The organism is Gammaproteobacteria bacterium, assembly GCA_024235095.1.
Lineage (GTDB): Bacteria > Pseudomonadota > Gammaproteobacteria > Competibacterales > Competibacteraceae > UBA2383.
In genome coordinates, this window is sequence record JACKNC010000001.1 from 2,274,432 (window position 1) to 2,295,542 (window position 21,111).

A 21,111-nucleotide genomic window follows, 5' to 3' on the forward strand; every position below is an offset into this window, starting at 1 on the left:
GGCTCCTGGGTTATTGGTAATAGCGTGCGCCGCGCACGTTCGCGTGGGTCGCGGTCGAAGGGATGGGCGGTGGCGAAGTCCCCGCATCCGGGAGGCGTTGCTGGTCCAGGCCATGCTTGAGAATCGACTCGATGCTCTTGTAACTCAGTCCCCCAATGGCTAACGCGCGCTGACAGGCGGCCTCCAAGCGGTCGGCGCCATAGGCTTTGCCCAGACGCAAGATGCCCAAGCACGAGCGGTAGCCCTGCTGAGGATGGGGCCGCGTGGCCAGGATACGTTCCACTAGAGTCGCCGTGTGGGGGCCGGTCTGGTGAGCCCAGCGCACTAACCGTTCGGGCGTCCATTCGGCGTACTCCCGATGGGCTTTGGGCATGTGGGCGGTTACGGTGGTATGGCGACCAGGCTGCGGATGGCGGCGATGACAAGCCACCCGCTGACGTTGATGGAAGACCTCGACCGTGGTGGCGGTCAGGCGCACCTCCACTTCCTGGCGCACCAGGAGGTAGGGGACCGAATAGTAATGGCGCTCGATGTCAATGTGATAGTCAATGTTGACGCGCGCTTTTTTCCATTGCGCGAACACGTAGGGTTCGGCCGGTAAGGGACGCAACGCCGGTTGTTCCAGCGTTGCAAACCAATGCTGACGGGAACCGGGGAGTTTTTTGAAGGCGCGCTGATTGAGGGCGTCGCGCAGTTCGCGGATGACCGTGTTGAGTTCGTCGAGACTGAACAGAGTCCGATGGCGCAAGCGGGCCAGAATCCAGCGTTCCACCACGAGCACGCCACTTTCCGCTTTGGCTTTATCACGCGGTTTTCGGACACGCGCGGGGATCACCGCGACGCCATAATGGGCGGCTAACTCCAGATAACTGGGGTTGAGGTCGGGCTCATAGCGGTGCGGCGTCTGGACGCCGGTTTTCAAATTATCTGGAACCACAATTTCCGGGACACCGCCGAAAAATGCAAAGGCCCGGACATGCGCCATGAGCCAGTCATCCAGTCCTTGGGTCCAGGTCGCCTCCACATAGGTGTAATTGCTGGCGCCCAGCACCGCAACAAACACTTGGGCCTGGCGGAGTTCACCCGTGATGCGGTCCACGATGGGCACGGTGGGACCGGCGTAGTCCACAAACACCTTCTCACCGGCCCGATGGGTCTGGCGCATCACCACATCGGTATGCGCCACCCAAGCCCGATACTGCTGGCAGAACCAGGTGTATTGATAGCCCTGGGGATGCGTGGCTTTGTACTCTTCCCACAAGAGCCACAAGGTGACGCCGGGGCGGCGTAATTCCTGGTGGACGGTGGCCCAATCCGGTTTTCCGCGATCCGCAGACCCAGCGGCGGGGCGCGGCGGAAACAACCGTCGTTCCAATTCATCGGCCATCATGCCCTTGGGCAGGGGCCAACCCAGGCCCGCTCGTCGGGCGCGTTGCAGATACTCTCCGACCGTGCTACGGCCGATCCCGCAACTCCGGGCAATTTGTGGTTGGCTATGGCCCGCCGCCTGCAAACGAAGCACTTCTTGAATCTTGCGCATGGATAACCTCTCAGTCGGCATGAGTTCCTCCTCGGAAAAAAAGGAACCAGCCTACAAGTTGTTAACCTGCGTCGCTGCTCATTGGCGAAACAACCCGCCGCCTTCCGTGTAATGGCCTGCCGCCTTCCGTGAAACGACCTGCCGTCATCCCGTGAAACGACCTGCCGTCATCCCGTGAAACGACCTGCCGTCATCCCGTGAAACGACCTGCCGTCATCCCGTGAAATACGCAAGCGCGCCCTGGTGGAGCGCGCACAGGCGCTGGGTTGGCATCCCGAACGCATCCAGGTACTGGACGGCGACTTGGGCCAATCGGCGGCCACTGCGGCGGGGCGGGATGACTTCAAAGCGTTGGCCGCTGAGGTCGCCCTGGATCAGGTCGGGATCATCTTCGGCTGGGACGCATCCCGCCTGGCGCGCAACAACGCCGACTGGTATCAACTATTGGACTTAGCGGCTTTGTTCGGTACGCTGATTGCCGATGCCGAAAGTATCTACGATCCCCGTCTGTACAACGATCGCTTGTTGCTCGGCCTGCAAGGCACCCTGTCGGAAGCGGAACTGCACATGTTGCACCAACGCTTGAATGCCGGGCGCTTGAGCAAAGTCCAGCGGGGGGACTACGTCCAGCATTTGCCGACCGGGTTGGTGCGATTACCGGATGGACGGGTTCAGAAAGACCCCGATATCCAGGTCCGTCAAGCGATCGAGCGGGTGTTGACCCGGTTCACGGAATTAGGGACCTGTCAGCGGGTACTGCGCGACTTCAAACAGCACGGCTTGTTGTTGCCCCGGCACCAGACCGGCGGGCTACACGGCGGTGAACTGCTCTGGAAACCACCATCGGCGTCGGCGATCTACGAAATAGTCGGCAACCCCGCCTATGCCGGGGCGTTCGTGTACGGCCGCCGACCGACCGACCCCACCCGCCGTCAACCCGGCCGTCCCGCCACCGGTCATGTCCGCAAACCCCTGGCCGAGTGGCCCACCGTGATCCGCGACGCCTATCCGGCCTATATCTCTTGGGAGCAATTCTTGGCCAATCAGGCGCGCCTGCACGATAACAGCCAGCGGTATGCCGCCGGCTGCGGGCGCGGGACGCCGCGCGCGGGGGCCGCGTTGTTGCAAGGACTGGCCACCTGCGGTCAGTGCGGCCACCGCATGCGGGTGGCGTACAGGCCCGGCGTTCGCTACCTCTGTGCCGGGTTGCGCGAGGAGTTTGCCGAGCCCGGCTGCGCCTGCCTGGAGGGCGCGTCCATCGAAGCCTTCGTGGTGGCCGCGTTCTTTGAGGCCCTGCAACCGGCGCAGTTGGATGTATTGGCCGCGGTGCTGGCCGAGCGCCAACAGGAACGGGATCGGCTGGCCCAATGGCATCAGCACCAAGTCGAACGCGCCACCTATGAAGCGCAGTTGGCGCGGCGGCGCTATGGCGCGGTGGACCCGGACAACCGGTTGGTGGCCGCCGAACTGGAACGGCAATGGGAAGAAGCCCTCCTGACGTTGCGCCAGGCGCAAGAGGCCGCCGAACGCTGCGCCCGCCCGCCGGCCGAACCCCCCGTCACGCCCGAACTACGCGACCAGTGGCAGCATCTCAACCAGACGCTACCCGCCCTCTGGGCCAGCGAGCAGCTCACTTCCGAGCAGCGCAAACAACTCCTGCGCAGCCTGATCCAGCGGGTGATCCTGACGCGAACCGCACCGGATCGTGTGCAGGTGAAAATCGTCTGGGTCAGTGGGCATTTTTCCCAAGGCACAGTGATCCCCCCGATCCATCGGCAGGCTGCCGTCACCGGTTACGCGCAGATGGTCAGCCGCGCCCACGAACTCTGGCAACAGGGTCACACCGATCGCGACATCGCCCGCGTGCTCAGCACCGAGGGGTTTCGCTCCGCCCGCAGCACGGCCGTATCGCCCGCTACCGTCCTGAAAATTCGCGGGCAGCACCACTGGGTCAGCCGTTACCACGAACATCGCCTGGCGTGCCGGATCGAGGGGTGGTGGACCGTCCATGGCTTGGCCGCGGAGTTGGGCGTCGACCGCAATTGGCTCTATCGGCGCATCCAGCGCGGCATCCTCAACCCCCCGGTCGTGATCCGCCGGCAACCCTATGGTAATTTCCTCATCCAGGACGACCCCACGCTGCTCGAGTCCTTGCGCCAACAGGCCCATCCCACTCGCGGGCGGGATGGGTACACTCAAACCTAACAGGGCATTGCAATGGCTGAGATAAAAGTCACTTGGCCCAAGCCCTGGGCCATCTCGCCGTCCGCCAAGGCCATGACGTGCTGTTCACCACGCAGACTCATCTGTTGAATGGCTTACGAGAAGCCCAAGCCGTGGGGAGCTTCGCGCGCCGTTTCCATGCCCTCGTCCAGGTGCCGCTGCTTATCATCGACAATTTCGGTCTCAAACCGCTACGTCCTCCCGAAGATGAGACTTTCCATGATTTAGTCGCCGAACGCTATGAACAAACCGCGATGCTGCTTACCAGTAATCTGGACTTCGGCGAGTGGGGTGATGCGTTTCCTGCCAACAAAATGCTGGGCGCGGCCACCTTGGATCGGCTGCAGCATGGTGCCTATCGCTTGATCCTCGATGGAGCAAGTTATCGCCGTCCCCAACCCCTGTCGTCACCGGCTCCCGCGCCGGTTGCGAAAGGCGGAAAAAAACAGCCATTCTTGAGGTCCGTTCGAACCCCTGATTTCAGTACTTGGTGGTGGCACCATTACGCCGCAAATTGACACCAATCATTCAGCAATTCGATCGCCAACGCCCGGGTCTTGGCATGGGTGTGCTCTTTAAGGCCTTCACCGGTCGCTCGCAGGCGAGCCGAGGTCCTCGGCATACCGGGTCGGTAAATCCGTGGGTGGCCCTTCCCGAGCCGTGTAGGAGGGTCACCGTGGCGGCCGTGAACACCCATAACCAAGCGGTGTGCCGGCCCTCCAACCATAGCATTTCATCCACATGCCGTTGACCGCTGGCCTGCACGGCCGCGATCAATTCGGCTTCGGCGGGGAGGACCGCTGCGCCGGCTTCGTGAATCGCTTGATGGATCGTCCCGATACTCAGGTCAATCCCCAGCCAATCGTGCAGAAATTCTTGAAGGCGCGGGCGCGCCGCCCGGAAGCACAGGCTGAGCGCCATGATCAGCGCGCCCAGTCCGGGGCCGATGAAGCGCCATTCGGTCAAGGCCGGGTCCACCGTTCCCTAGCCCGGTGCTCGGTGACAATTACACATTAACATGGATGAAATTAGACCTTAACATGGCAGGCCACCTGTAAGTTGATGGCAAGCTGTGCGCTTTGGCAAGCCGGAGAGCACAGGCGTGATAACGACCGACCGACAGGTGAGAATGATCATGAAAGAGCTGAGTAAGCAGGGGAATCAGGGGAGAGCGGCGGCCAAAGCAGGTGTCTGCCGACAGACGGCAGCCAAGGATCAGCGGTTGGGAAAGTTGCCCTCAGAACTCAAAACTGGGCGGGAGTGGCGGACCCGGTCGGATCCGTTTGCGACGGTCTGGCCCGAAATTGAGGCCCGTTTGAGGGAAGCGCCGGGACTGTGGGCACGGACCCTGTTCGAGGAGTTGCAGGAGAAATACCCGGGTCAGTTCGTGCCGGGCCAGCTCCGGACGTTGCAACGGCGGGTGCAGCAGTGGCGAGTGGTGCATGGAGATGACCGGGCGGTCGAACTGTTCTTTCCGCAGCAACACCGGCCGGGGGAAGCGGCGCAGACCGATTTTACCCACACCGGCGAGTTGGGACTGACCTTGCAAGGCGCACCGTACGCGCCGTTGCTGTGTCACCTGGTGTTGCCCTACGCCAACTGGCAGTGGGCCTGCCGCTGTCGCTCGGAGTCGGTGCTGGCGCTGAAACGGGGGATTCAAGAAGCCCTATTTCGGTTAGGAAAAGTACCGGAATGGCATCAGACCGACAACTCGACCGGCGCTACCCATCAAGTGCGCACCGGCCAGCGGGACTTTAACCGCGAGTATCTGGAGCTGATGACCCACTTGGGGATGAAACCGCGCACCATCGCAGTTGGCCAGAAACAACAAAATGGCACGGTGGAGGCCCAGAACGGCGCGTTCAAACGGTTTCTGAACCAGGGCCTGCTACGGCGGGGCAGCCGTGAGTTTGATGCCGAGACGGCTTTTGACCGGTGGCTGGAGCAGGGACTCACGCAGGAAAACCACCGCCGCCAAGCCCGGTTACAGGATGAGCTTGCCGTGATGAAACCGCTCCCGGTCGATCGTTTCCCCGAGTTTAAGGAAGTCACGGTCGGGGTCAGCCAAAACAGCACCATCAACGTGCTCGGCAATCGGTATTCCGTACCGCCCCGACTGCTGCATCAATCCCTGCGGGTGCAGATCTATGAAAACCACTGGGTGGTCTTTGCCGGCCAGACCTGGATTCAGGAGATGCCGCGGCTGATCGGTCGGTCCCATCATGCCATCGACTACCGCCACGTAATCTGGTCGCTGGTGCAAAAACCCGGCGCCTTGGTTCGCTATCGCTATCGAGAAGCGTTATTCCCGACGCTGGTGTTTCGCCGAGCCTACGCGGCCCTGCAAGCGGCCCATCCCGGTACCGCGGGGGATGCCGCCTACCTGCGGCTGTTGCACTTGGCCGCCTCGACCCAGGAAGCGGACGTCCAGGCCGCCCTGGAACGGGTGTTGGAAGCCGGGCAAGTGCCCGAGCCGGACCGGGTGCGCGAACTGGTCCGTCCGGCCACCCCGGTCGTGCCGGCCTTGGCGATCCCGGCGGTCGAATTGGCCAGTTACGACGCCCTGCTCGGTGGGCTGACACAATGACGGACACACTCGACCATCTGTTGCGCGAACTCCACTTGCCGACCATGCTGGCCCAAGCGCAAACCGTTGCCATTGAGGCCGAACGGTCGGGTTGGAGCTTTACCCGTTATCTCTACACCCTGGCGGCATTGGAACTGGAGGAACGCCACCAGCGCCGGGTTCAGCGGCGGCGCAAGGAATCCGGCTTGCCGGCCAACAAAACCCTGACCACCTTGCAGATGGCTCATCTCCCCATTCCGGTACGGCGCCAACTCCCCACGCTGTGTGAAGGGTCGTTTGTCGAGCAGGCGCAGAACGTGCTGGCTTTCGGCTTACCCGGTCGCGGCAAAACGCACGTCCTGTGTGCCGTGGGCCACGCCTTGGTAGAACGAGGTTATCGCGTCCTGTTCGCGCCCGCTTACCAACTGGTGCAACGGTTGCTGGCGGCCAAACAGGCGCTGCGGCTGGAACAGGAACTCCATAAGTTGGACGGCTTCGCCGCCATCATCCTGGATGATATTGGGTACATCCAACAAAGCCGGGCGGAAATGGAAGTGCTATTTACCTTTTTGGCCGAGCGCTACGCGCGCAAGAGCGTCCTTATCAGTAGCAATCTCGTGTTCAGTCAATGGGAGCGGATTTTCCAAGATCCCATGACCACGGCGGCCGCGATCGACCGGTTGGTCCACCATGCCATCATCCTGGAACTGACCGGACCCAGTTTCCGGACTGAACAGGCCCAAGGGCGACAACAGCCCGCCGCGCTGACGGAGCGTGACCCCTCAATGGACCGTGATACACCGAGCAATCACCTCGCTCCAGAGACGGTGACCGAGTTGGGTGGCCACTCTGCCAATGTTAAAAAGTAGTTGTCACTGATGTTAAAAAGTAAGGCTCAATATGGATTCCAGTCAGTTGGCGTTGTTAGGCGACCAGCAGTTCCAAGAGAGGTCTGAGCAAGCCTTTGCCCCGAATGCGGACGTTATGCACGAACTGAAAGAAGCCCAGGTAGAGCGGCAGCTTTTCTTGCGAAATTCCTCGATGGGGTCGCAACCAGGAACGCAACAGGGACCAGAAACCCTCAGCAGTATTGACATGAATCTCATGGAAGCCATCGCCATCGTCGTCGCGGGCGTATTCACCCCGGCTGTGACACACCGTATGATGATCAAAGCCCCAATCCTTCAATGGGTTATAGATTGCATATTCATCGGTATACACCCGGGTTCCCGGGGCGATGAAAGTCTGAAGGAGCGGTTGGATGGTCGCTTGCTGGACATTATCCAGCATCCGGACGACCACCGCGCCGCCGCGCTCAATCATGCCGAGAATCGGCGGCTTTTCCTGCTCCAGGGTGCCTCGACCCCGTGCCCCCTTCAGCCGGCGACGCCGCCCGCGGCGGCCTTTTTTTTCACCGCGTCCGGATGCCCTTTATGCCCGGCCACCATATAGACCTCGTCGCATTCCACTTCCCCCGCCAAGGTGGGTTCGGGTTGGCGGGCGACGATACCTTGGCGCAGTTGCTCGGTCATCCGCTGCACGTCGTCCGGATTCAACGCCAACTCTTGGGCAATCTGGGCATTAGATAAGTTCAAACCCATAAAATATAAACATAATATCCAAATTCGTAACGGCGGGTGGTGGCCGGCCAACACCGTCCCGGTTAGATCGTCAAAAGAGCGATGGCACCCGGCACACCGATATTTCTGTCGCGCCGGTTGGGTCGTGTCGTGACCCTGCTTCGTCACGTTCGCCGCCCCACAATGGGGGCAGTGAACCCCATCGGGCCAGCGCAGTTGGCGGACCGTTTCGTAACACCGGACATCGTCCAGTAGATTCTGAAGGTTGATCATCGACGGGAAACCTGGAGCGCGGCGGTTCAAAACCTCTTCAGTGTAGCTCCTGTCCCTTGGCAGGGCGAGCCATCTTCAACAGCCTGGAATCCATATTGAGCCAAAAGTAATTGACGTTGAGCAGCCCGGGGTGGCCCGGGTGTGATGGCCACACGCACAGGTCACTTCATAATAACGATGATCGGTGATCTCGACCTGCAGACCCCAAGCGCCCGGTTCACCTTCGCGCAAATCGATGGATTGAAAGCCGGTGTAGGCCACCGCGTTCCCCTCGTCGATCAGCGACTGGCCACGGCCGGCACAGATTGCCGGATCATGGGCATGCGTGTGATGGGCAGGCCAGATCTGCGTCCGTCCAAAACCGGGGGCGCCGAGTTGCTTCCTAGGCTTACGGGCCGGTTTCCCCTCCGTAGCGTCGGTCGAGGATGCGGCTTCGTCCGAGGGCGTAGCGTCCCCGGTCTCTATCACTGGCGTCCCGTCATCATGCGCCGGTACCGCTCGATCACCGCGCGCCCACGGCGCCCGGCTACTCGGCGGACGCGAACTGTTCGTCGGCCCCTGATCCAACCGTTCCTGCGCCTCATGCAGATCCGCGAGCAGCTGAGACGATAGATAGCGCAATCCCTCCACATCCAAGGACTGGATGTAAGCATTATCAATCTGTCGGAGGTTATAATCACTCAGGCGTATGGATGAATCAAAACACGGTCAACCGGGTCGGTCACGAGGCGCGAGTCAGTCTTCAGTGTCCCACGGTGCCCAACCAAAAGGAAGGGGGTCTGAACGCTTACCATACGCTTACATCCGCTTACAAAATATCCGATCTGCCGTTGCTATTCTCGATAGCGTGTCACGATATAGTCACGCTGAAAGAAACCAAGAGGAGAAGAAAGCGATGTAAGAACCTGATTAATATGGTGGCTACGGGTGGACTCGAACCACCGACACCGGCATTATGAGTGCCGTGCTCTAACCGCCTGAGCTACGTAGCCACTGAAGAGGAGTCAAGAGGAAAAGAATAAATATGAATTTTGAATTATCTAAATCCAATACTTATATGTCAAGAAAATTTCTTCCGCATATCCAGAACCCTGGCCTCACCACCTATCAGTTCCTCATCGCGGACAGATCGGTAGCTTGCAGCTCGTAACTCGTAGCCTGGATGGAGCGAAGCGAAATCCAGGATGCCCCTAGATCCTACAAGAATTCGATCTCTATTGAGAAGCAGTATTACATGTCTCACTTCTCACTCATCGAGCCGAAGTGAACAGGAATGGCCAAAATGCGTCAGGCAATTGAAAGAATTTTTGTTGATCATTTTGATCTACCGGTTAACCTCAACTTGGATCACCCATCAAAAAACCAGGGATTATGAATTTGACAGTATTGAGTGTAGTAAAGAGTCGGTATCCTACGATATAACATCGTTCCAAGCTCCTTGGCTGACCCGGGCTAACCGGAAGGATTCGCCAATGCGTTGTCCCGAGTGTAACCACAACCAGAAATACAAAGATGGCGTGCGCTGCAACCAGTGTCGCTATCAATTTGTCTTCCGCAAAAAAGATGATCAGATCAGCGACTTTACCCTGCAGCAAATCATCAAGCGCTTGTCGGACAACAGACAGTATGCGTTCACCGCTACGCAACTCGCTCTGGAAATCTGCCGCTTCTGGGGCAAAAAGACGGTGGGACCAGTCGGTTGCAGTGTCATCGCCCTGGTCGTGAGTGTGATTGGCGGACTGATCGTATTCGACGATTGGAGCTGGTTTGGCGGTCTATTGTGCTTTGCGGCGCTGCTGCCTTTGGCGATCTGGCTGGGTCGGGGCGGCAAAGGCAAGCTGTCCTTCCACAAAGCCCGTGACACGATCAATCGCTACCATCAGGCCCATCCGATCAGCGAACTGGCGGATGGCGCGGCTTTTCGCCAGCAAGCTCCGCTGGAGGATTTCCAGGATCCGCACTATGCCCCGGAACGAATCCTGATCGTGGAGCGGGATGATCTGGTGGACATGCTGGTTCGTAACCGCTTTCACTTGACAGCCAAAGCTGCCGTGGTGAGTCGCACCGGTTACCCGGCGCGCGTGTTCGCCGCCTGCCGGGAATTCCTGCGCAATCATCCGGGTACTCCCGTGCAAGTTATTCATGATGCCTCCGCCCAGGGATTCGCCCTGACTACGCAGTTGGCGAGCGACGCCCAATGGCAGTTTGCCCAGCAACGTCTGATTGATCTGGGTATCTCCAGAGCAGCACTGGAAAATCATGCTGCCCTGCCCTGGCTGCCCCCTGATCAAAGTCGGCGCGACGGCGCATTCGGCGGTAATGCAACGGAAAGGTTGCGCAGTGGTTGCCGCGTTCCCGTGGATTATGTGGGGCCGAAACCGATGCTGAACCTGCTCAGCGCGGCGGTGGTCGCCGGAACCTTGCTGTTGGCCCCAGAGATTCTGAACGCCAGCGGCGCTGAAATAGAAATCGATTATGGTTGACGCCCTGAGTAATCTCTAGCATGGCCTGCCTGTTCGGTTATTGCGGACCGCCGGCGGACGGCTTGCTGGCGCGCATGGCGGCGTTGCTGACCCATCGCTGTCCGCTGGGCTGGGAACAGACGCAGGGAACTACCGTTACCGGCGATTCTGTGGAAATCGGCCACGGTCGCGCCGCCTGGAGTCAGCCCACGCAACTGGCCCAACGCGATCATGACCTGCTCGGTTATGGCGGCGTCTTGTTCAATCGGGATGAACTCAGGCTGCAAAACGCTGGATCGATGTCTTCCGCCGTCTGGCTGTTAACGCAACTCGCTGATGCACCCGAACCTCGTCTCGAAGCCTTGACGGGCTACTTTGTACTCGCGGCGAATATGGGCGATTCGTTCTATCTGCTGCGCGATCCCGCCGGCGTCAAAGTCGTTTACTGGACCGTATGCAATGGCCGATTATTGTTCGCCAGCGAAATCAAGGCGCTGTTCGCCGACCCTGCCTTACCGTGCCGGATGCGTCTTGGCGCGCTGCTCGAATATCTGAGTTTCAGCTTCGTGCCAGGCGCAAGCACCATGTTCGAGGGCATTGAGGAGCTGCAACCTGGTTCTATTCTGCGTTTCCATCGCGGCCAGGCGCGAATCCGGCGGCATTTTCGCTGCGAGGACTGGGCGGCGTCAGTCCCCTCCTCTACGCGCGCCGTCGATTATCCCGCCTTGGTGCGCACCGCCCTCGAACAATCGGTTGCCGAGTGCCTGGCGATTCAACCCGATAAACCGCCCGCAGTTTTCCTATCCGGCGGCATCGACTCCAGCGCGGTGCTGGCGGTCGCGGCTCAACAACGACCGGATGCGCGTCTCCCAACTTTCTCGGCGCACTTTGGTGCGGAGTACGCCCGCGAAAATGCATTTATTGAGTTGATGGTGGATCGCTACCACACGGACCATCACTGGCTGGAGATCCGGCCTGGCGGATTTCTGGAGCGGTTGCGGGAAATTATCTGGCGCCTGGATGACCCGATTGGCGATCCGGTCACTGTACCCAACTACCTGTTGGCGCAAGCGGCTTCCCAGGTCGCAGACGTGGTGCTCAATGGCGAAGGCGGCGACCCCTGCTTCGGCGGCCCGAAAAACATCCCCATGCTCATGGCCCAGCTGTACGGTCCCCTACCGGGGGAACCGGCGACGGGCTGGCTGGAGCGTAATTATCTACGCGCTTTCCAGCGTTGCTATCAAGACCTCAGCGCGTTGCTCAACCTGGACCTGTTGCGGGAAGCGGGCGGCGAAGAAGCGCTGATTGCGCTACTGGAACCGTATTTCCAGGCCCCGGAGCCGCGCGATTTCGTCAACAAACTGATGAGCATCAACATCCGGCTCAAGGGCGCTAACCTCATTCTGGTCAAGGTCGAGAAAATGAGTGCGGCGCATGGTCTGCTGGCGCTGCCGCCGCTGTTCTCCCGGCGTATCATCGAAACCAGTATGCGTTGTCCGCCGGGCGTCAAGCTGGAAGGTGCAGTCGAAAAGAGCGTTCTTAAAAAGGCCGTGCGGGATTGTGTGCCAGAAGCGATTATCGCCCGCCCCAAATCCGGGATGATGGTGCCGGTGCGCTTCTGGTTCCAGGGCGAGATGCGTCGTTACGGGCAAAAACTGCTATCCCGTCCGCAAATCCGGCGCGGTGGCTTGTTCAACCCGGATTATGTGGAACGGTTGCTGAACTATGAAATGGAAGGCGTCCCTGGTCTGCGGCATGGCCTGAAACTGTGGATGCTCATGACTTTTTTGTTGTGGCATGAACAGATGGTGGAAGCGCCGATCATCCCGTCGTAACCATCAGGGACGCACATCCCGGCACCGCAGGACATAAAAAGCGTAGCCGTAATCTGCCGTAGAAGAGTCATCATCGCAATAAGGGCAACAGTACAAAGAGCAAAGGGTCATAAATCCCTGGCGAGACGAAAGCCCAGGGTGCCGCTGGCCTCAACGGGCGCGGACCAGTCGCGGGTGGCCGACCGGACGCCCCCCGGGCCGTCGAACCAGCCACCGCCCCGAACCATCCGCTGGGCGCAATCTGGTTCCTCCCAGGCGCCCCGTCCGCTGGCGCGCCTTGATAGTTGTCGTGCCACGCGCCTTGATTGTTGTCGTACCAGCAGTCCCGTACCCATTCCTGGACGTTGCCGGCGGTTTCGTGCAACCCTCAGGCATTGGCCGGCAGGTTGCCGGCTTCCACGGTTTGCCCGCGAAAGACCCCGGTCTTGGCGCCACAGTTGTTGTAGTCAAAGTTCCCATGGTAGTTGGCCCGGTCGGTGTCAATGCAGTCGCCGGTCCAGAACGACATGTCAGCGCCGGCGCGGGCTGCGTATTCCCATTCCGCCTCGCTGGGCAGACGATAATGTTCACTTGTTTGTTCGCTAAGCCACTCCGCATAGGCGGTTGCATCGTTCCAGCTCACAGTGATCACCGGGCGCTGGCCTCGCCCCCAACCCCGATCGTCCGGCGGTTTCCGCCCGGTGGCCGCCGCGAAGGCGTCGTAATCAGCGAAGGTGACTTCGGTTTTGCTGATGGCAAAGGTGCGGACGCGAACCGGATGTCGCGGACCCTCGTCCGCCAATCGCGAGGGTTCGCTGTCCGGCGAGCCCATTTGGAAGGCACCGCCCGGCAGCGCGATCATCTCCGGTCCCTAGCCGCCAATCTTCAGCGGATCGCGGAAGCTGAAACTGGTGCGGTCCCGGGCCGGAGTCAACAGCAGCACCCGGACGCGAGCCGATCCCGGCGGGCGATCGAGACCGGAGCCGGCCAGCGGCAACGCCGCGCCCAGTCCGACCTGGATCGGCTCGCCGCCCCAGGCCAGGTAAGCCAGCCGATCCGCCACGAATCCGGCTGCGTCTCCCAAATCGGCGACGCCCCATTGCACGGTATTCACCGGCTGAACTTGCACAGTCCGGTCGGCGGCAACCTGGGCCTGCGGCTCCGGTTGGGCGGCCATCGCCAACTCATGCGGCTCGACACCACCTCGAACCGGGCCGTGCGCAAGGCGCGCTCCAGCGCCTGGGCGTAGCCTTCGGTGGCCTCAGTGTGCCAGATATCAACGGTGATGGCCGCATGGCTTTGCAGTTGGCGCGCCAGCAACCACGCCTCCGCCGGTGCCCGGCCCCAGCCGTTCCAGCCCAGCCGCTACAATGGCTATTTGCCTGAAATCAAAAACCAGAGTATTGATAGGGCGATGAATGGCAGTGGAATTCGGGATACCGCGCGAGTTTTAGAAATCAGTCCGACAACCGTCATTAATGAATTAAAAAAAAGAATCTTGCCTTGAATCCGTCAATCGAACGGTGCTGAACGGCTTAAATCCACAGGAAGTCACCGTTGAGATTCAAAAAGTTGAAGATCAAGAGGCGGAGTTAGACGAGATGTGGAGTTACGTCCAGAGCAAAGAACGGTAGTTCTGCAGATTGTAGTGAACCCTCATGCAGTAACGACCGATAGAGAATTGTTATAATGATCTCCTCAGTCGTAAGTTCTCGGTCTAATCGTCGAACAAGACCGCCCCTGACTGAAGGTTAATCAGCCAAGAATACATTATTTAACCGAGTGATTTGAGCAAGGATTCAGACGATCGAAGGCGGGTCGGCCGGTTCCTCCTCCGTGGTACCTTGGAAAGCGTGTCGGATCTGCGCGATGAGACTGTTTGGTGGGAGATCGAGAAGTGGTTTGATCACCTGAGGAGCGAGGACTTGCCGGACTGTTTTCTCCGAGGGCAGGTCGCGGGAACGGGTGCGCAGATAGAACCGATGTTGTTGCCAGACTTCAGGGCCAAAGCGCAGAGCGATCAGCTGCAACAAGCCTTGGGCGACCACGGCGCAGAAGACGAAGACTTCATAGGCTTGCCAACAGGCGGCGACCGTGGGCTGACGCTCAATCACCGGGGCCTTGAGCGACCGATTCCGGGTCGGACGGCGGGCATGGCGTGGTAGGTGTGAAGTCCAGAAGTGAAAACAAAAAGCGCCCAGGAGCTGCTTTAATACCGCGAACAGAATTTCGATGCGGGTGCGGACACAATAGAGTTCCAACGCGGTGATGGGTGAGAGGCTCAGATCGGAGCACATGAGGACCAAAGGGCCGCGCGAGGTGATCGCGAAGATGAACAGGAGGGCGTCGCCGAGGGGCTTCCAGAGTAAGGGGACGCTCATCAACCGCACCCGTTCCCGCTGGCCATAGACGCAACACTCGACCTCGTCAAAACCTTGTGGATAATCAAAAACTTCTATCAGATGGACTTTCTCGCCATAACGGGGTTGTGGTCCGGGCCGGCCGGCCGGCTTCGGGGTCGCCGGAAAATAGGCGACGTAATTTTTCTTGGCCCGGGCCACGATCACCAAATACGGTTGCTTCAAGGCGATGGAATAAACGGATTGGGCCAAGCGAAAGACCCCCGCGATCGAGAAAAAGGCATCCAAGACTAAAAATGCGGGGCCATCCTGATCGATGGTCAACGTCAGGGCCATCTGCACCACCCGCTCGGGCAGGCTCGGGTCCGCGCCCCTTTGGGGTGAAGTCGGTTCCACCTGACCTAAATGGCAAAAGCCTTGATGCATGCGCAGGGCTAAAGGCAAACAAAAACAAGCATCGAGTGCGCCAACCACCACCCCGATCGCGCCCCAGCAGTGCCCGCGGAAGTACGATGGCTTGTGCTGGGTTTCTGAAGCGTCATGTAACGACACGACGCCTGGCATACGCCCCCCATCCTTGACCACCAGCGTATGATCACCCAACAAGACAGCCCGCCCGGCCACCTGGACGGCGACGGCCTGACGCCACACATAACCCTGCCACGTCGCCAACAGGGTCTCTAGATCATAAGCTTTGGAGCGACAGAAATGCAGAAACCGGTGATAGACCGCTTCATTCCCCTGCCAGAACCGGCACATTGACGTCACCCCGATCATTTCCGGGGCGGCGAGAAAGCTCAACACCACCGCGCAGAACAGCAGCCAACTGCGCTGCCGCGCAAAGGCGCTGCGAAAACTTTCTCAAGCATGGTATACATAAATCAGCATGGATTCTCCTCGGGCGACCGGGTTGTTCAGGCGCGGACCGCTGAGGGGAATTCATGCTGCTCTTGAGGAGCGGCCGTCAAGGCTTTTCAGGGAGAGAACTTATGACTGATGAGTAATGATGGATAAAATACAAAATAGCTCCAATATGGTTTTCCAGTTTCTTCGAAAAAGAGAGCGTCTTTCTAACGAGACGAGAAATTCTTTGTCTTAAAGTACCATTGAATCTTTCAATTTTGTAAGTCCGACCCCTTTCTTTGCCTACGGCTTTGTGACGTTTGGTTGGGAATATCACCTCATACGCTTCCCAAAAATCGGTATAAGCGACGGCGCATTGGCGATAAACCGGCGGTAGGGAGTCCCACAGTCCTTGAGCGCCTTTTTGGCTTCGATTACCGACAAAAACGCCGACGATCTCGCTTGTGCCTTGATCAATCGCTAACCAAGCCCATTGTTTGTTATTCTTATTTCCTACAAAAGACCCCAGTTCGTCACATTGAATCACGAGCCGACCTTTGGGCTTTTTTTTAACAGCGACTTGCTGAGGGACTCCTTGATATTTTCGATTGACATCGCCTTGTAGCCAACGTTCTGAAACCCCAACGACCCGTGCAATACCGGCAATAGGAATCCGTTCTAATAACAGTTTGTCGATTAAATCCTTTTTATCTTGCGAAATTCTATTCTCTGGATTTTCGACAAATTGTCGACTGCAATCTTTGCAAGAAAACGTGGGCTTGCCGTTGTGGATGCTGCCGTTTTTTACAACATTGACGGAATGATAATTAGGACAAATCATCGCTCTTTACTGACTCTATTTGTTAACACTAAAATCATACCATAAATTAATCACTACTTTCTACAGGACTACCCAAAGAACATCCGCGTTGGCTGTGGCATGCGATCGATCACAATACGGGAAAAGTTCTCGCTTATACCCTCGGTGCTCACAAAGACGAAGTGTTTTTAAAGCTTAAAGAGCTTCTAGAACCTTTTGGAATTACCCGATTTTACACGGATGACTGGGGAGCCTATGAACGCCACTTGCCCTCTGAACAGCATACGGTTGGTAAGGCAAATACTCAGAAAATTGAACGGAAGCACCTCACCCTGCGGACACGCATTAAACGATTAGTGAGAAAGACCATTTGTTTCTCCAAGCTGGACAAAATGCATGACATTGTTGTTGGTCTATTTATTAATCGGTATGAATTCTGTAGTATAAAAAACCATGTCTGGAACACTACCGGTTAATTGCGTCGACATTTTTGCATTCCTCGCGAGGAGTCCATGAATAGCCAATAAACTTATATAGTATGTTACATAAATCAAATATTTTTTGCACTATGGCAAATCCTTGCGCCTGAGACGAGGCTATTTCTTAATTTACGCGATGCGCTTCGACAAGCACAAAGAACCGATCCGCGATGACTCTGTTACAAAAATCCGTGCGGGGAGTTAACGAACAGTTCCGTCACAAGGTTTTCGTTCGACGAGGTCTCGAGGCAGTTCATGGTAGGTTCAGGGATTGTCATTATCCTAATACTATTTCCCACTACGTTGAGTGACATTGCAAGATAACTTATTGAGAAACGGTATAAGGCCATCGCTAGGTGTCGATGGGACGCGCTTCCACCACGGTCGAAGGAGATCGCGATGAGCATGCAAGAGAACCAGCATCCTCCCGCTTCGGCGGGACGGGGACACCGCGCGATGCGGCGCGGTGCAGTCGCAGTGATCGTTGCAGTCCTGGCGAGTGGCGTGCTCGCCCTGCAACCCGCCACGGCTCAGAGACATTCTGGTGGACCGGACGGGCGACCCTTCCCACCCCACGGCGATGGGAGACCGGGCGGGCGACCCTTCCCACCCCACGGCGATGGGAGACCGGACGGGCGACCCTTCCCACCCCACGGCGATGGGAGACCGGGCGGGCGACCCTTCCCACCCCACGGCGACGTGGGTAGGCCCTGGTCGTCGCGCCCCAAGCCTCCTGGCGGTTGGCGGCATGCGCCACCGCCCCATTATGGCAGACCCTGGTCCGATCACCGCCGTTATTACTATTATTACGGCTGGGGTTGGCCCTGGTTTTGGCTGTCGTCGCCGCTCTATTACAGTCCTTGGCCACCGCCCTACCCCTATTATGAATACGAGCCTGATTACGGGTACGAGCCTGATTACGGGTACGAGCCTGATTATCAGCGTGTCCCTGACCCCTTACCACCCGACGACCAACGTGCGCCCGAGCCGGCGACGCCCCCACCTGAATACCCCCGTGAGCCTGAACCAATGTCATCTCCCAACGGTTGGAGCAGTCGGTAAAATTCCACGGCGGCTGTCGCACGGCAGTCGATAAGATAGCATCAGATGCCCGGAGATCCGGGCATCCCTACTCCACGACTGTTAGAGACTGTCGAAAAATTCCTCATTGATTTTTCTGAAAATTTTACATGGAGCCAGCCTTCGACCGGCTAGATCGGCCAAAAACCGGCTGGAAGCCATATCAACATTCATATTAATCAATGACTTATTTTTTAGACAGCTTCTTAGCCTGCGTCGCTGCCCATCGGTGAAACAACCCACCGTCTTCCCGTGAAATGGCCTGCCGTCATCCTGCGAAATACGCAAAAAGATCGCCAGATTCGTGACTTTGTCATCAACGTCTTACCGAGTGTCGGATGCACTGCTTCTAACCCGGCTTCGATTTCTGCCGTCAACGGCCGAACCGTTCCCCTCAAACGCCAAGCACAACGCACTAATTTAGTGCATAGTATCAAACGAATGATCTATCATAGCGCCTAGCCTGCGCGTTTTTTGCGCCAAACTAGCACATTAAGTTAACTGGTTCGATTATTGCTTAACCTATTCGATACTCACCGGGAGACCGAGCAAGGTGTTAAAAGACTACTACTATCGCCGGGTGGTGGAAGGTTTAAGCATCGCGGTGCTGGTGCTGGATCAACGCTTACGCTTGCTGTTCATGAATCCGGCAGCCGAAACGCTGTTTGAACTCAGCTTTCGCAAGGCCTGCAATCTCGCCTTATCGGAACTCATCGTTGGCGCCGAAGCCTTTATCACCGGGTTACAGCACTGTCTGGAGAGCGGCCATCCCTACATTGAACGGGAGTTGCAACTGACCTTCCTGCCAGACCGCGTGGTCACCGTGGACTGTACCGCCGCGCCCTTACTGGAACGCGATCCCACACGCGAACTGTTGCTGGAGCTGCGTCAGGTAGACTGGCGATTACGCATCAGCCGCGAGGAACACATTCTGGCCCAACATCATACGACACGCGCCCTAGTGCGTAATCTGGCGCACGAGATCAAAAATCCCCTGGGCGGCTTGCGCGGCGCGGCGCAATTGCTGGAGCGGGAATTGCCCGATCCGGCGTTGCGGGAATATACCGGCATCATTATTGGCGAAGCGGACCGGCTGCGCAATCTGGTGGATCGGCTGCTGGGTCCAAACCAGTTGCCCAATCACGGCGAGGTCAGCATTCATGAAATCCTGGAGCGAGTCTGTGGACTCGTGCAAGTGGAAGCCGATCCGGGCATTCGTATCGAGCGGGACTATGATCCGAGCATCCCGTCGCTGTGGGGCGATGCGGACCGGCTGATTCAAGCCGTACTCAATGTGGTGCGCAACGCCGCACAGGCCCTGAGTGGATGTGAGCAGGGCGTGATTACCCTGCGCACTCGCGTTCAGCGCCAGTACACGATCGGCGCTAAGCGCCACAGGCTGGTCGTCCGTCTGGACATTATCGACGATGGCCCGGGCATTCCGCCTGAACAACAGGAACAGATTTTCTATCCGATGATCAGCGGTCGGCCTGACGGCACCGGCCTGGGTTTATCCATTGCCCAGAGCATCGTTAACCAGCATGGAGGACTGATCGAATGCGTCAGCCGGCCGGGTGAGACGCTATTTACCCTGTTGCTGCCCCTGGAAAAAACCGGATGAGCAGGAAAGAACATATATGGGTCATTGACGATGACCACGCGATTCGCTGGGTGCTGGAAAAAGCCTTGCAGCGTGAAGAAATGATGGTGAACACCTTCGAGAGCGCAACCGGGGTGATTGAAGCCTTGCGCCAGGGCAAACCGGATGCAGTGATCGCCGATATCCGGATGCCGGGCATGAGCGGTCTGGAGTTGCTGTCTTCCCTGCGCGAGCGCCTGCCGGATTTGCCAGTGATCATCATGACCGCGCATTCCGATCTGGACAGTGCGGTTTCCGCCTATCAGGGCGGCGCGTTCGAGTATTTGCCCAAACCATTTGACGTAGACGACGCGGTAGCGCTGGTGCGTCGGGCCTGTTTAACCCATCGCCAGCAGAGCAGACCCAATGAACCGGCGGAACCCCCGCCGGAGATTATTGGCGAAGCGCCGGCGATGCAGGAAGTTTTTCGTGCGATTGGTCGGTTGTCGCGCTCCAACATTACGGTATTGATTACCGGCGAATCGGGCACCGGTAAGGAATTGGTCGCCCGAGCGTTGCACCGCCACAGTCCGCGCGCGGATCAACCGTTTATCGCAATCAATACCGCCGCTATCCCCCGCGATCTGTTGGAATCCGAATTATTCGGCCATGAACGCGGCGCGTTCACCGGCGCGCAAGCGGCTCGCCAGGGGCGGTTTGAACAGGCGAATGGCGGCACCCTGTTCCTCGACGAGATCGGTGACATGCCCGCGGAATTGCAGACTCGCTTGTTGCGGGTGCTGGCCGAGGGCGAATTTTACCGGGTGGGCGGCCACACGCCGACCCGGGTTGATGTGCGGGTCATTGCCGCGACTCACCAGAATCTGGAGCAACGGGTGCGTGATGGATTATTCCGCGAGGATTTGTTCCACCGCCTGAATGTAATCCGTATTCAACTGCCGTCGCTGAATCGGCGGCGCGAGGATATTCCGCTACTGAGCCGGCATTTCCTGGCGCAGGCGGCGCGCGAATTGGGCGTTGAGTCCAAGTTATTACGACCGGAAACCGAGAGCTATTTAGGCCGACTGGACTGGCCGGGCAATGTCCGACAATTGGAGAATCTGTGTCGCTGGCTGACGGTGATGGCCTCGGGACGAGAAATCCACCTGGAAGACCTGCCCGTTGATCTGCGTGAAAAAACACCTTCTGCAACCGATGGGTATAATTGGGAAACCGCGTTGCGGCTGTGGGCGAGCCAGACGCTGGCGCGTGGTGCGCAGGCTTTATTGGACACTGCTCTGCCCAATTTTGAACGGGTGTTGATTCGCGTGGCGCTGGAGCAAACCGGAGGACATCGTCAGGACGCGGCTCGTTTGCTGGGCTGGGGACGCAACACCCTGACTCGCAAGATCAAGGAATTACGAATGGAGTAACAGGTTGACAGAAAACAGGCGTTAGGAATAGAAAATTGCTGATTTCTGCCGGCTATTTT

At 58.4% G+C, this 21,111-nt stretch carries 15 protein-coding genes, 1 tRNA gene and 4 pseudogenes; 11 read left to right on the top strand and 9 right to left on the bottom strand.

Going from position 1 to position 21,111, the window contains the following annotated elements:
* Positions 1 to 10 precede the first annotated feature (10 nt).
* Positions 11 to 1,540 (bottom strand): IS21 family transposase, encoded by a 1,530-nt coding sequence (locus H6973_10125; GenBank protein ID MCP5125970.1) that lies wholly within the window; start codon positions 1,538 to 1,540, stop codon positions 11 to 13.
* Between the two features lie 207 nt (positions 1,541 to 1,747).
* Between H6973_10125 and H6973_10130 the strand changes: the two genes are divergently transcribed.
* Together H6973_10130 and H6973_10135 are read left to right on the top strand one after the other, a co-directional pair.
* Positions 1,748 to 3,745, top strand: coding sequence for a recombinase family protein (locus H6973_10130; protein ID MCP5125971.1), 1,998 nt, complete (start codon positions 1,748 to 1,750; stop codon positions 3,743 to 3,745).
* A 32-nt stretch (positions 3,746 to 3,777) separates the two neighbouring features.
* Positions 3,778 to 4,281 (top strand): ATP-binding protein, encoded by a 504-nt coding sequence (locus H6973_10135; protein ID MCP5125972.1) that lies wholly within the window; start codon positions 3,778 to 3,780, stop codon positions 4,279 to 4,281.
* Between the two features lie 10 nt (positions 4,282 to 4,291).
* On the opposite strand, the gene H6973_10140 is transcribed toward H6973_10135, so the two are convergent.
* Positions 4,292 to 4,729, bottom strand: a complete 438-nt coding sequence (locus tag H6973_10140; protein MCP5125973.1) for a transposase — start codon at positions 4,727 to 4,729, stop codon at positions 4,292 to 4,294.
* A gap of 169 nt (positions 4,730 to 4,898) precedes the next feature.
* On the opposite strand from H6973_10140, the gene H6973_10145 reads away from it, so the two are divergent.
* Together H6973_10145 and H6973_10150 are read left to right on the top strand one after the other, a co-directional pair.
* Entirely contained in the window at positions 4,899 to 6,350 is a 1,452-nt protein-coding gene (locus H6973_10145; GenBank protein ID MCP5125974.1) for a transposase family protein, read from the top strand.
* Positions 6,347 to 7,198, top strand: a complete 852-nt coding sequence (locus H6973_10150; protein MCP5125975.1) for an ATP-binding protein — start codon at positions 6,347 to 6,349, stop codon at positions 7,196 to 7,198. The genes H6973_10145 and H6973_10150 overlap by 4 nt, the downstream gene beginning before the upstream one ends.
* A 55-nt stretch (positions 7,199 to 7,253) precedes the next feature.
* On the opposite strand, the pseudogene H6973_10155 reads toward H6973_10150, so the two are convergent.
* The 3 genes and pseudogenes from H6973_10155 to H6973_10165 form a co-directional block, all read right to left on the bottom strand.
* Positions 7,254 to 8,182 (bottom strand): annotated as a pseudogene (locus H6973_10155) (IS1595 family transposase).
* Between the two features lie 75 nt (positions 8,183 to 8,257).
* Positions 8,258 to 8,803, bottom strand: a complete 546-nt coding sequence (locus H6973_10160; protein MCP5125976.1) for a hypothetical protein — start codon at positions 8,801 to 8,803, stop codon at positions 8,258 to 8,260.
* A 294-nt stretch (positions 8,804 to 9,097) separates the two neighbouring features.
* Positions 9,098 to 9,174: transfer RNA gene (locus H6973_10165), tRNA-Met, on the bottom strand.
* A 480-nt stretch (positions 9,175 to 9,654) separates the two neighbouring features.
* On the opposite strand from H6973_10165, the gene H6973_10170 reads away from it, so the two are divergent.
* A complete protein-coding gene (locus H6973_10170) occupies positions 9,655 to 10,665 on the top strand; it encodes a hypothetical protein (GenBank protein MCP5125977.1) in 1,011 nt (336 codons plus the stop codon).
* Positions 10,666 to 10,685: 20 nt separating this feature from the next.
* A complete protein-coding gene (locus tag H6973_10175) occupies positions 10,686 to 12,479 on the top strand; it encodes a hypothetical protein (protein ID MCP5125978.1) in 1,794 nt (597 codons plus the stop codon).
* 107 nt (positions 12,480 to 12,586) lie between these two features.
* On the opposite strand, the pseudogene H6973_10180 reads toward H6973_10175, so the two are convergent.
* Together H6973_10180 and H6973_10185 are read right to left on the bottom strand one after the other, a co-directional pair.
* Positions 12,587 to 13,320: pseudogene (locus H6973_10180) on the bottom strand (formylglycine-generating enzyme family protein).
* Between the two features lie 9 nt (positions 13,321 to 13,329).
* Entirely contained in the window at positions 13,330 to 13,635 is a 306-nt protein-coding gene (locus H6973_10185) for a hypothetical protein (GenBank protein MCP5125979.1), read from the bottom strand.
* Between the two features lie 234 nt (positions 13,636 to 13,869).
* Here H6973_10185 and H6973_10190 point away from each other — a divergent pair.
* Positions 13,870 to 13,953: pseudogene (locus H6973_10190) on the top strand (transposase).
* Positions 13,954 to 14,257: 304 nt separating this feature from the next.
* Here H6973_10190 and H6973_10195 read toward each other — a convergent pair.
* Both H6973_10195 and H6973_10200 read right to left on the bottom strand, forming a co-directional pair.
* Complete coding sequence (locus H6973_10195; protein ID MCP5125980.1) at positions 14,258 to 15,622, bottom strand: transposase; 1,365 nt, start codon at positions 15,620 to 15,622, stop codon at positions 14,258 to 14,260.
* A gap of 160 nt (positions 15,623 to 15,782) precedes the next feature.
* Positions 15,783 to 16,502 (bottom strand): IS1 family transposase, encoded by a 720-nt coding sequence (locus H6973_10200; GenBank protein ID MCP5125981.1) that lies wholly within the window; start codon positions 16,500 to 16,502, stop codon positions 15,783 to 15,785.
* Between the two features lie 74 nt (positions 16,503 to 16,576).
* Here H6973_10200 and H6973_10205 point away from each other — a divergent pair.
* The 4 genes and pseudogenes from H6973_10205 to ntrC all read left to right on the top strand — a co-directional run bounded on the left by H6973_10205 (position 16,577) and on the right by ntrC (position 21,052).
* Positions 16,577 to 16,957: pseudogene (locus H6973_10205) on the top strand (transposase).
* A gap of 402 nt (positions 16,958 to 17,359) precedes the next feature.
* The gene (locus H6973_10210) at positions 17,360 to 18,022 is read left to right on the top strand and encodes a hypothetical protein (GenBank protein ID MCP5125982.1); all 663 of its coding nucleotides are present in this window, start codon (positions 17,360 to 17,362) and stop codon (positions 18,020 to 18,022) included.
* A gap of 571 nt (positions 18,023 to 18,593) precedes the next feature.
* Complete coding sequence (gene glnL, locus H6973_10215; protein ID MCP5125983.1) at positions 18,594 to 19,661, top strand: nitrogen regulation protein NR(II); 1,068 nt, start codon at positions 18,594 to 18,596, stop codon at positions 19,659 to 19,661.
* A complete protein-coding gene (ntrC, locus tag H6973_10220; protein MCP5125984.1) occupies positions 19,658 to 21,052 on the top strand; it encodes a nitrogen regulation protein NR(I) in 1,395 nt (464 codons plus the stop codon). The genes glnL and ntrC overlap by 4 nt, the downstream gene beginning before the upstream one ends.
* Positions 21,053 to 21,111 lie beyond the last annotated feature (59 nt).